Below are 11,514 nucleotides of genomic sequence, written 5' to 3' on the forward strand. Positions count from 1 at the left end.
CCCTCACTCCGCCGCCGCGCGGGCCGCTTTGCGCGCCAGCGCGCCTTGCAACCAGCCCAGCCAGCTTTGCATCCCCTCGCCCGTGTGCGCCGAGATGCGGATCACCTCCAGCCCCGGATTGACGCGGCGCAGATTGGCCTCATAGAGATCGAGATCGACATCGCAATAGGGCGCAAGATCAACCTTGTTCAGCAAGGCCAGCCGTGAGGCGGTGAACATATCGGGATATTTCAACGGCTTGTCCTCGCCCTCGGTCACACTCAGGATTGCCACCTTGCAATCCTCGCCCAGATCGAACGCAGCGGGGCAAACCAGATTGCCGACATTCTCGATAAAAAGCAGCGAGGCGGGCGCAAGATCCAGATGCTCCATCGCATGCCCCACCATATGCCCATCCAGATGACAGCCCTTGCCCGTATTGACCTGCACGGCCTGCGCCCCGGTGGCACGAATGCGGTCGGCATCATTGGCGGTCTGCTGATCGCCCTCGATCACCGCCAAGGGCTGCGCGCCCAAGGCCTCGATCGTCTTGCACAAAACGGTGGTCTTGCCCGATCCCGGTGACGACACAAGATTGATCGCAAAGGCCCCCAATGCTGCCAGCCGCGCCCGGTTGGCGGCGGCATAACGGTCATTCTTGGCCAGAATATCGGTCTCGATTTCGATCAGCCGCGCCTGAGACATCCCCGCCACCTCAACCCCCGCCGGACCATGGCCGAAATGCAAATCGCCATGACCATGATGATGGGGGGCATTGTGGTGATGATCATGCCCCTGCCCTTCGACCGTTCCCGTTCCACATCCGCAAACCGTGCACATCAGATCACCTCCATATCCTTGATCCGCATTTCTTCCCCCGCCACCGGCATCAGCCGCCCGCCGCCACAGTCCGGACAGGGCGAAAGCCGCTCGGCAATCTCGACCTCGATCATGCAGTCGTAGCACAGCGCCCGACCGACCAAGTCGATCATCTCGAGCCGCGCCCCCTCGGCCACGCTGCCGCGCATCACCACGTCAAAGGCAAATTCCAGCGCCGGTTTCTCGACACAGGCAAAGCGCCCGATTTCGACCCGCAGCACCTTGACCTGTGCAAAGGCATGCACCCGCGCCTGATCCTCGATCACCCGGCGCATGCCCTCAACCAGCGACATCTCATGCATCTGCGCCCCCCTCCAGCGTGACCGGCGAGCACGGATCAAGCAGATCGACCAATAGCCCCGCCTCAGCATGCTTGGCCCGCGGCAGGCTGGCAAGCGCCTGCGCCATGGGTCCGCCACACGCCATCAGGTGATCGGTGGGCGTCACCCGCTCAAGATGCCAAACCCGGCCCGCCCGAACCTCGGCCCGCACCGCATAAAGCCCGCGCGCGGCAGGCACCACCGCCACCCCGTCCGGGGTAAGCTGCGGTATGGGCAAATCGCCCCGCAACGCCGCTTGCAGATCCAGCGCCCGCGCCACAACGCGCCAGAGCGGCCCCCGCCCATAGTGCGCCTCGACATGGCGCATCACCGGATGCACCAGATGCCGCGCGGCGATAGAGTTTTCTTGCGCGTTCAGGGTGAAAATGCTCTCGGGGGTTACCACAGGCATAACGCCACAACCCCCCTCGCCCGGCCCGAACCGTCCCGCCACCGCCCGCAAGAGCGGCCCAATCCCGACATCTCCCCGCATATACCGCGCAAACCCGTCCGCATCGCCCGGAAAGTCACCGCCCAGCACCTCCCGGCCCACCTGTGCAGGCAGGCCCAGCCGCACCGGCCAGACCACGCTCAGCTTCAGCGCATGTTCGCGCGCAATCTCAGCCGCGAGCGCGCCACTCTCACCCCTCTCCAACCCCAAGGCCATCCGCAGCCCGAGTGTCTGCGCCACACGGCAGAGGTTGAAAAGCCGCGGCAGCAATTCGGCCACCGCCTCCACCTCGCGCCCCTCGACCAGACGCGCCAGCGGCAGGGGCGGTGCAGGCACCGCGCGCAAGCCACTCACGTTCCGGTCAAGGTCCAGCATCGCCTCAGCCCTCGCCTGCCAAACCGCCGGAAATCACCTGCCGCCGGGTCGGGGCCTCCAATAGAACCTCTGGCATCGCCGGCACGTCTAACAGCGCCAATTCCGCCTCGCGCGCAGCGCGGATATCGGCGGCGCGGTCGGTCTCGGCACGGTGCTCGTCCTGAAAGAGCGCCACCATCACCGCCCGTGCCACATCAACCGCCTGCGCTTGGCTGCGAAACTCGCCCATCGGGGAAAACAGCGAACAGGCCTTATAGCCCCCCACCATCTCGCGCACATTGTGGATGAATTCATACTCGCCCGAGGCAAATCCGATCACCTCTTTGGTCCCCGGCACAAGGGTTGACCAATCCTCACCCTCGCCCGCAAGCACCACAAGGTTCATGAACCACGGGCTGATCAAAACCCCGATTGGCCGCCCCTCATGCACGAGAAACCCCACCGCTTGCACATGCAAGAGCTTGTTCACAATCGGCACATCGCGCATTTTGCCATGCCAGACTTCGGTGAAATCCGTGACCAGCGCATGGGTCTTGGCCCCGATCATCGCCGCCTCTGCAATGGCCCCGCTGCCAGGGTCCTCGCCCACCAGAAATTGCTCTTTGGGCGCATCGCAATTGGGGCATTTCCAATCCTCGGGCAGCGCCATGAACGGCGTGCCGGGGTCAATCTGCCGGGTGTCGTCGCCCTCAGCCGGATCATAGGGCGTCCAGCAAATCTTGCATTCCATGATCGCCTGCGGGCTGATCTTGTCATTGGCCCCCAGATACGACCCCTCAAAGCCGCTCATCGGATCGCCTCCAACACTTCACCAATGCGCCCGCCGCTGTCGTCCAAATCCTCAGGTGCTGCCAAGGCCACCTCGGGCATGGCCGTCACCTCGAACGTATCGAGAATAAGCACATCCATCGAGTTATAGAACCGCACCCGCCAGACATGCGGCAAGGCGGTCGCGGTGATCCGGCAATTGCCATAGCCCCGCGACAGAATATCGACAGAGCCTTGGCCAAGCTGCGCCTCCAACCACTCCAGATCCGCCTCGGTATGCGGCAAAAGCGTGAGGTTGATCACATGCGCCTCTGCCCCCGGCACGAAATGCGCCGATTTATCCTGCAACTCAATCAACAGCGGCGGCGCATTCACCACCTGTGCGCTGCGCGGCACCTCTCGCATGGCCCGGCGCGGGGCAAAGGCGCGGCTCAGCGCCTGTGCCGGCACCGGCCCAACCTCGATGGCATCCACTCCCGCGCCTTTCAGCCCCCAAACCCCGGCAAAAACGCTCTCCTGCACCGCAATCGCCGGAATGTCGTGGATCTTGATCGCCACCTCGCCCGCGCCCATCGTCTCGGCGACAAGCGCACGATTGGCCGCGTCCAACCCCGACAGATCAAACCGCCGGTTCACCCCATCCCGCCCGCAGGCCGTCGCCGCACGGGCAATCTCGCCCAAAAGGTCCAGCGCAGGCATCAGGCGGTCGTCCACCTCGACCTCGGGCAGATGCGGGGAATAGGCGCGCATGTCCTGCGGCATCGGCAGATATTCCAGCGCCGCGCCCTCCTCGCCCAAGGGCTGCGATCCGGGGCCAAAACCGGTGGGGGGCAGGTGAAAATTGCTGACCATATCGTGCCCTCCTCAGGCGGCGTTGCTGCGGGTCAGGATCTGCGTGATCCGGGCCATGTATTCATCCCAATCGCGCACCTTGGGCAGCGCACCGATCACCGCGCCCGCGCGGTAGAAAATCAGGCTGGGCGTTTTCAGCACGCGGGTCGCCTCGCGCAGTTCCGTCTCAATTGCATCACCCACCACAGCGCAATCAAACCGTCCCTGAAAGGCCATCCGCAATTCGGGCAGGATCACCGCCACATCGGCGCTTTCCAGATTGCGCGCGGGATCACCGGGGATGAACAAGGCATGCACCCCCTCACCCATGGTAAAGGCGGTCAAATCGTCCGCCGTATTCAAATAGGGCCAGCCCAGTTCGGCGCTCAGCCGGTCAATCAACGGATGTGTCATGGCCTTCCCTCTCTCATGCGGTTGTCTTGCCCGCAGCGCGGGCGGTTTCCAGATGCGGCGGCAAGGCAGGCGCGCGCGCCTCCAGATCGGCAAAGGCATCGCCCACACCGCCCCCCGCCATGATGGATTTGAGCGCGCGCACGGCGGCGGCGATCTTGACCGCCTCGCCCGCCTCCAACACCTCGCGCGCGGCACCCAGATGGGTCAGAACCCATGTGCCGGGGGCGACCGCGCCCGTCAGCGTCAGATCAATCAACGTCTCGTCCTCGCCATCCGTGGCGCGCGCGGCGATCCCATTGACCGACAGAACCTGCATGGGAATGCCGACACACATGGCTCAGCCCTCACCGGGAAAGAACCGCGCATCGCCAACGCGACAGGCGACATCGGCACTCGGGCGGCCCGTCTCATAGGCGTCCTGCCGGATCGACGGATCAGCCAGATAGGTGGCATCGCTCATGCCGGGGCGCATCTCAACGCCCCAGTCGCGCAACCGCGCCAGCGCCACCTCAATCGCCGGATCAATCTGCGCCGCCACAACGGCACGCAGCCCGCCGCCGTAATCCTCCAACTCCTCAGGCTGACAGCCGATCAGCAACAGGTGGTCCGGGCAATAGCCCATCAGTTGCGCCGTCGCGATCACATCCTGAAATCCGGTCTGATGCAGGCTCATCTTTTTCGCGCCCATAAAGGCGGGCACGGCCTCGTCCTCGACAATCTTCATCGTGCCGGGCACCAGCCCGTAATCGACCGCATCGAACACGATCAGCCGGTCAGCGGCCTCCATGAACGGCAAAAGGTATAGCCCCTGCGTGCCACCATCCAGCACCGTCACCCCCGGCCCAAACGACCAGCGCGCCGCCAGCCGCTCGACACAGCGCACACCAAACCCCTCATCCGCCCAGAGCACGTTTCCGATGCCCAGTATCAGCACGCTCGGTTGCATGTCCCCTCCTCCATGCCGCAGCCTTATCTCTGGCCCTAGAATGGCCACCTTGGCATGCCGGTGAACACCAAAAACCGAATTACGCACCCTGCTAAAAAGTGAATTAAAAACAGATGATTAGCGCTCTGGATCGCAACAGTATGCAAAGTTACCTTTCACATTCACATCAATTCGGAAACCAATCAACCAAATAAAAAAGCGGGCCGAACGCCCGCTTTTCTGCACTCTCGTCCCAGAAAAACCCCTCAGTCCGGCAGATCATCCTTAAAGGTCCGCGTGCCCGAGATCATCGTCGAGACGATGGATTGACGGCTCATGATATCCTCTCGGATCGCCACATAGATATGCACGATCATGAAAATCACGATCCACCACATGCCAAGATGATGATAGGTATGCACGATATGCGGGTTGTTGCCAAAAAGCGTGAACACCCAACCAAAGAGCGCATAAAGCCCGCTTTCTTTGCCCAACCCTTCGGAATAAAGCGCAAGGCCCGTGACGATCATGAAACTCACCCCCAGGGTGATGAAACAGAACATCGCCAATTGCGCCAGCGGGTTGTGGCCCACGTATTTCTTGGGGGCACGTTCCAGAAACAGATACCAACGCACCTCAAAAAACACCTCGCGCCACCAGGACCCTCGCCAGATCGGCACATAGAATAGCTGCCGCGCATGGTGATTGCCAAAGATCGCCCAATACATCCGCCCCAGAAATCCTACCGTCAGAATCCACCCGGCTGCGAAATGCGCGAACCGGATGTAGCCAAAGACAAACTGATGCGTGGCCTCGGCAATCTGCATCGACGGCGGCGGCGAGCCGATGAAATAGCCCGTCACGCACAGGATCAGGATCGCGGCCGCATTGATCCAATGCCACAGGCGCACCGGCACCTCATAGACATAGACGCTTGTCTGTCGGCTGACCGTGGCAAGATCGCTCTCATCCACGTCTTGCAGCCCGCTTTCGGTCGTGCTCATGGCATGGCCCCCTCAATCCCGGTTGCGCGCAGCGCGCCAAACCGCCAGCCCGCCCAGAACCGCCGCCAACAGGATCAGCCCCGGCGCATGCACAGGTGCTGCCAACCAATGCGACACCCCCTCCTGCGGCAGGTTCAGATCATGCCCCGGATGCGCCAGTGCCGCGCCAGCCCCAGCCAGATACATCGTGATCGCGTATTTCATTGCCCTCTCCTCCCTTGGCTTAACGGACCTTGACGGTGGTCAACTCGGCACCCTCTTCCGACATCACATGCGTCGAACAGGCCAGACACGGATCGAAACTGTGCAGTGTGCGCAGGATTTCGACCGGCTCGTCGGGGCGCTCCATCGGCGTGTTCATCAGGCTTGCTTCGAACGCCCCGATATTGCCCGCCGTATCACGGGGCGAACCGTTCCAGGTGGTCGGGACCACGCATTGATAATTCTCGATGCGGCCATCCTTGATCTTGATCCAATGGCCCAGCGCGCCGCGCGGCGCCTCGGTCATGCCCACGCCCTTGGCCTCTTTGGGCCATGTGCTTGGGTCCCATTTCGCAATATTTGCAGTGCTTTCATCGCCGTTCTTGATGTTCTGCACCAGCTTGTCGAAGAAATGCTTTTGCAGCCGCCCGCAATATTCGCTTTCCAGCGCCCGCGCCGCCGTCCGCCCAAGGGTCGAGAAGATCGCATCAAACGGCACATCGAGCGCCCGCAACAGGCCATCCACCTGATTGCGGATATCCTCATGCCCCTGCGCATAGCCCACGACATAGCGCGCCAGCGGCCCCACCTCCATCGCGTGCCCCTTCCAGCGCGGGGCCTTGATCCAGCTATATTTCGCCGCCTCGTCAATCTCTAGGATATTGGTGCGCGTGCCCTTGGCATTGGGGCCAAGCTCGTAATTGGCCTCGGTTTCGCCATCCCACGGATGCAGCCCCTTGCCCGCCTCCCCATAGCGATACCAGCTATGATCGACGAACTCCTGAATCTGCTCAGGATCGCGCACATCAACCTCATGCACCTCGTTGAGATTGCCATTGATAATGGCCCCGCGCGGCAAATGCAGGTTGGCGGGCGTGAAATCATTGGGGTTCTCGGGGAAATCCCCATAGGCCATGACCGATTTTCCCGACAGCCCACCGCCATGCAGCCAGCCTTTGTAAAAGCCACCAATGGCAATGACATCCGGCAAATACACGTTGCGATTGAACTCGTTGCACAGATCAATGATCGAGCTGACCAAATTCAGCCGCTCCATATTGATCGCCCCTACCGCCCCGGTGGAATGCACGTTGATCGGACAGGGCACGCCCCCCACCAGCCAGTTGGGATGCGGGTTCTTGCCGCCAAAGATGGTGTGAACCTTGACGATCTCCTTTTGCAGGTCGAGCGCCTCAAGGTAATGCGTCGTCGCCATCAAATCCGCCTCAGGCGGCAAGAGATAGGCAGGATTGTCCCAATAGCCGTTCTTGAACAGGCCCAGCTGCCCGCTCTCGACAAATTTCTTGAGCCGGTTCTGCACATCGCGGAAATAGCCCGGCGAAGACAGCGGATGCGACGGGCTCACCGCCTGCTGCAATTCGCTCGTCGCCTTGGGATCGGCGCGCAACGCATTGATCGGGTTCACCCAATCCAGCGCATGCAGGTGATAGAAATGCACGACATGGTCATGAATCTCCAGGTTCAACTGCATGATATTACGGATCGAATTGGCATTGTCGGGGATCGTGATACCCAGCGCATCCTCAACCGCCCGCACCGATGTCAGCGCATGCGTGCCGGTGCACACCCCACAAATCCGCTCGGTAAAGGCCCAGGCGTCGCGCGGATCGCGGCCCTTCAAAATCACCTCCAAGCCCCGCCACATGGTGCCGGTCGAGACCGCGTTGCGGATCACACCCTGCTCGTCCACATTCACTTCGCAGCGCATATGCCCTTCGATCCGCGTCACCGGGTCCACCACGATGCGGCGGCCTGTCGTGTCGAGGTCAAAGCCGTTTGGGGTCACAGTCATGGCTTATGCCTCCTCTTTGCTGGATTGCTTGCTGGGTTCGGTCTGGGTCTTTTTCTGCGCGGCCTTCAGCGCGGAAACGGCGGCATGAACCGCCACAGCGCCGCCCACCACACCGGCGGCGGCTATCCCCACCTTGTCGGCATTGGCCTCAACCCCGAACTGCGTCAGGTCCGTCACCCGGTCATAGAAACTGCCCTGGTCCCAGAACCCATCCTCGGAACAGCCGATACAGCCATGGCCCGATTGAATGGGAAAACTCACGCCCTCATTCCAGCGCACGGTGGAACAGGCGTTATAGGTGGTCGGCCCCTTGCACCCCATCTTATAAAGGCAATAGCCCTTGCGCGCGTTCTCGTCGTCCCACGCCTCAACGAATTGGCCCGCATCAAAATGCGGCCGACGATAGCACTTGTCGTGGATACGCTGACCGTAAAACATCGCCGGCCGCCCCTGCCGATCCAATTCCGGCAGACGGTCAAAGGTCAGCATATAGGTGATGACCCCAGTCATCACTTCGGCAATCGGCGGGCATCCCGGCACCTTGATGATCGGCTTGTCGGTGATCACCTTATGCACGGGCGTGGCCTGCGTCGGATTGGGCTTGGCCGCCTGCACACAGCCATAAGACGCACAAGCGCCCCAGCTTATGATCGCCTTGGCATCCTTGGCCGCATGGCGCAGCTTTTCCACAAAGGGCTTGCCCCCGGTGATGCAGAACATCCCATCCTCGTTCAGCGGCGGATTGCCCTCGACCGCCAGAATATACTGGCCCTTGTATTTCTGGATCGTCTCTTCAAATGCCGCCTCAGCCGCATGCCCCGCCGCCGCCATCAGCGTGTCGTCGTAATCAAGGCTGATCATCGACAGCACCACATCCTTGGCCAGCGGATGCGCCGAGCGGATGAAACTCTCTGAACAACAGGTGCATTCCAACCCATGCACCCAGATCACCGGCGTGCGCGGCTTGGTCTCCATCGCATGGGCAATGCGTGGCACCATGGCCGGGCTCAGCCCCAAAGCGGCCGCGGTCAAAGAGCAGTATTTCATGAAACTGCGCCGGGTGATCCCCTGCCTGCGCATCACATCATAGAAGGTGTCGATCTGGCTCACGGCTGGTCCTCCCTCAGTCTTCCCCTTGGGATGCACGCGTATACATCCCCTCAAGGATCATCAGAACAAGGCGCGCGCCCCCTGTCCAAGAAAAGACACCTCTGCCGCCACGATAATAAATTGAAATGAAATCATGGCCTTGTCAGCGTTTTGCGCACAGGCGTCGCGTCTCCACCGGCCAGTCGCTAACCGCCCTGCCGCCCCCGCCGGTCAGCCGCTTACCGCCCGCGCCGCCGCAACCACCGCCTGCCCCAGCGCCAGACCGCCATCATTGGCAGGCGTGCCGCGATGGATCAGCACCGGCACATCCCCCAACGCCGCAAGGGTCAAGTCCAACAAGAGCGCATTCTGAAAACACCCGCCCGAAAGCGCCACAGCGTCCGCCTCCCCCGCCTCGACCAGCGCCCGCGCGCGGGCTGCAAATCCCCGCGCCAGCCCAGCATGAAACCGCCCCGCCATCACCTCCGCCGATAGCCCCGCGTCACGGTCCCGTGCCCATTCCCGCCAGAGCGGCGCGGTCTCGATATTCCCCTGCGTGCCGCCCAATGGATAGGCCACCCCATCGGGGCGCGCCCGCGCCTCCAACCCCATCGCGGCCTCGCCCTCATAGGTTTGCGCGCCGTCAAATCCAAGCACCGCCGCAAAGGCATCAAAAAGCCGACCCGCCGATGAGGTCAGCGGCGCATTGACCCCGGCCCGTATCGCCTGCCGCAGCACCGCCAAGGGCCGTGTGCCAAACAGCTCATCGGCCAGATGCCCCAACCCCGCCGCATCCAGCTGCGCCAGCGCAACGCGCCATGGCTCGCGGCTTGCCCGGTCGCCCCCCGGCATCGCGACCGGGGTCAACCAGCCGCGCCGCTCAAACCCCAGATAATCGCCCAGCAATACCTCACCGCCCCAGATCGTGCCATCGGGCCCCAATCCCACCCCGTCCAGCACGATCCCCGCCACCCGGCCCGCCGCCAAGGGCCAACCATTTTCGGCCATGCAGGCCGCCATATGCGCGTGATGATGCTGCACTTCGATCACCGGCACGCCTCGCGCATGGGCCGCCTGCGTCGCGCGGTATCCGGGGTGCGGATCGCAGGCCACAATGTCAGGCCAATGATCGAACAGCGCCGCATAATCGGCCTCCGCCGCCAGAAACGCCTCCCATGTCAGCGCCTCGTCCAACTCGCCCAGATGATGCCCCAAGAGCGCCTGACCGCTTTTCACCAAACAGAGCGCGGCCTTCATCTGCCCGCCATAGGCCAGGACCTGCGGCGCGCCCTCAAACCCCACAGGCAGGGGCAGCGTGCCCGGCACCCTCCCCCGCGCGCGGCGCAGCACCATCGGCGGCGCGGCGCGCTCCACGCTGTCATCCAGCCGCCGGGCAATCGCGCGGTCATGCATCAAAAACGCATCCACGAAACCGCCCAGCGTCTCGCGGGCCTCCTCGTTGCCAATCACCTGCGGCTCACCCGACAGATTGCCCGAGGTCATCACCAAAGGCCCGCCAAATTCCGCGATCAACAGATGATGCAACGGCGTGTAGGGCAGCATCCAACCCAGCACCGCCTGCCCCGGCGCCACCGCCTCGGGCAAGACCTCCGCCCTCTTGCGCAACAAAACAATCGGGGCCGCAGGGTCGCGCAAAAGCGCCGCCTCCTCCTCTGACACGGCACAGACCGCCCGGATCATCGCCAACGTCCCCATCAGCGCAAAGGGCTTGCCCGGTCGCCGCTTGCGCGCCCGCAACCGCGCCACGGCCTCGCCGCTCCCTGCATCACAGGCCAGATGAAACCCGCCCAACCCCTTGACCGCAATACTCCCCCCCGCCCGCAGTACCGCCACAGCCCCCGCAACGGCATCGCCCCCCCCCGGCTCCAGCCAAACCCTCGGGCCACATTCAGGACAGGCCACGGGCTGCGCATGAAACCGCCGGTCGGCGGGGTCTTCATATTCGGCGCGACAGGCGTCGCACATCGGAAACGCCGCCATCGTGGTGCGCGCCCGGTCATAGGGCAGCCCCTGCAAAATGGTGAAGCGCGGCCCGCAATGGGTGCAATTGGTAAAGGCATAGCCCTGCCTGCGTCCCGGCGCGAAAACCTCCGCCACACAGTCGGGACACGTCGCCGCATCGGGGGTCACCCGCGTTTCGGCCCCCACGCCCCGGCTTGGCGCAATCTCGAACCCGTCGGGCAGATCGAACACCGCCACCTCGTGCAAAACCGCATCGACCCGCGCCAAAACCGGCGCGCGCGCGGGAATAGCCGCCACGAATGCCGTCAGACCTTCGCCCGCCGCCTCGATCAACACCCCCTCAGGATCGTTGAACACGCGGCCACGCAGCCCCATTTGCCGCGCCAACTGCCAGATATAGGGGCGAAATCCCACACCCTGCACCTGCCCCCGCACCCGGATACGCCAGCCTTCATCCATAGCCCGGCCTTTCATCTGGCCTC

The 11,514-nt window shown here is 63.1% G+C and carries 13 protein-coding genes; all 13 read right to left on the reverse strand.

The features are described 5' to 3' along the window. Window positions 1–3: 3 nt before the first annotated feature. The 13 genes from hypB to hypF all read right to left on the reverse strand — a co-directional run bounded on the left by hypB (window position 4) and on the right by hypF (window position 11,491). Complete coding sequence (hypB, locus tag ROSMUCSMR3_RS03770; RefSeq protein WP_081506501.1) at window positions 4–819, reverse strand: hydrogenase nickel incorporation protein HypB; 816 nt, start codon at window positions 817–819, stop codon at window positions 4–6. Continuing rightward, window positions 819–1,160, reverse strand: coding sequence for a hydrogenase maturation nickel metallochaperone HypA (gene hypA, locus ROSMUCSMR3_RS03775; protein ID WP_081506502.1), 342 nt, complete (start codon window positions 1,158–1,160; stop codon window positions 819–821). The genes hypB and hypA overlap by 1 nt, the downstream gene beginning before the upstream one ends. Continuing rightward, on the reverse strand, window positions 1,153–2,004 hold the full coding sequence (locus ROSMUCSMR3_RS03780; RefSeq protein ID WP_087148860.1) for a hypothetical protein: 852 nt from the start codon (window positions 2,002–2,004) through the stop codon (window positions 1,153–1,155). The genes hypA and ROSMUCSMR3_RS03780 overlap by 8 nt, the downstream gene beginning before the upstream one ends. 4 nt (window positions 2,005–2,008) lie before the next feature. Next, a complete protein-coding gene (gene hybE, locus ROSMUCSMR3_RS03785; protein ID WP_081506504.1) occupies window positions 2,009–2,794 on the reverse strand; it encodes a [NiFe]-hydrogenase assembly chaperone HybE in 786 nt (261 codons plus the stop codon). Continuing rightward, on the reverse strand, window positions 2,791–3,624 hold the full coding sequence (locus ROSMUCSMR3_RS03790) for a hydrogenase expression/formation protein (protein WP_081506505.1): 834 nt from the start codon (window positions 3,622–3,624) through the stop codon (window positions 2,791–2,793). Before ROSMUCSMR3_RS03790 ends, hybE begins: the two co-directional genes overlap by 4 nt. A gap of 12 nt (window positions 3,625–3,636) precedes the next feature. Continuing rightward, window positions 3,637–4,017: a hydrogenase accessory protein gene (locus ROSMUCSMR3_RS03795; RefSeq protein WP_081506506.1), complete on the reverse strand. Its 381-nt coding sequence runs from the start codon at window positions 4,015–4,017 to the stop codon at window positions 3,637–3,639. Between the two features lie 13 nt (window positions 4,018–4,030). Then, window positions 4,031–4,351 (reverse strand): HypC/HybG/HupF family hydrogenase formation chaperone, encoded by a 321-nt coding sequence (locus tag ROSMUCSMR3_RS03800; protein WP_081506507.1) that lies wholly within the window; start codon window positions 4,349–4,351, stop codon window positions 4,031–4,033. Window positions 4,352–4,354: 3 nt separating this feature from the next. Continuing rightward, window positions 4,355–4,963 (reverse strand): HyaD/HybD family hydrogenase maturation endopeptidase, encoded by a 609-nt coding sequence (locus tag ROSMUCSMR3_RS03805; protein ID WP_081506508.1) that lies wholly within the window; start codon window positions 4,961–4,963, stop codon window positions 4,355–4,357. A 245-nt stretch (window positions 4,964–5,208) separates the two neighbouring features. Beyond that, a complete protein-coding gene (gene cybH, locus ROSMUCSMR3_RS03810; RefSeq protein ID WP_008282506.1) occupies window positions 5,209–5,946 on the reverse strand; it encodes a Ni/Fe-hydrogenase, b-type cytochrome subunit in 738 nt (245 codons plus the stop codon). Between the two features lie 12 nt (window positions 5,947–5,958). Beyond that, on the reverse strand, window positions 5,959–6,150 hold the full coding sequence (locus tag ROSMUCSMR3_RS03815; protein ID WP_008282508.1) for a hypothetical protein: 192 nt from the start codon (window positions 6,148–6,150) through the stop codon (window positions 5,959–5,961). 19 nt (window positions 6,151–6,169) lie between these two features. Beyond that, window positions 6,170–7,960 (reverse strand): nickel-dependent hydrogenase large subunit, encoded by a 1,791-nt coding sequence (locus ROSMUCSMR3_RS03820; protein WP_081506509.1) that lies wholly within the window; start codon window positions 7,958–7,960, stop codon window positions 6,170–6,172. A 3-nt stretch (window positions 7,961–7,963) separates the two neighbouring features. Then, on the reverse strand, window positions 7,964–9,070 hold the full coding sequence (locus ROSMUCSMR3_RS03825) for a hydrogenase small subunit (protein WP_081506510.1): 1,107 nt from the start codon (window positions 9,068–9,070) through the stop codon (window positions 7,964–7,966). 210 nt (window positions 9,071–9,280) lie between these two features. After that, on the reverse strand, window positions 9,281–11,491 hold the full coding sequence (gene hypF, locus ROSMUCSMR3_RS03830; RefSeq protein WP_081506511.1) for a carbamoyltransferase HypF: 2,211 nt from the start codon (window positions 11,489–11,491) through the stop codon (window positions 9,281–9,283). Window positions 11,492–11,514 lie beyond the last annotated feature (23 nt).

The sequence above is a fragment of the Roseovarius mucosus genome, from assembly GCF_002080415.1.
In the GTDB taxonomy this organism is placed as follows: domain Bacteria; phylum Pseudomonadota; class Alphaproteobacteria; order Rhodobacterales; family Rhodobacteraceae; genus Roseovarius; species Roseovarius mucosus_A.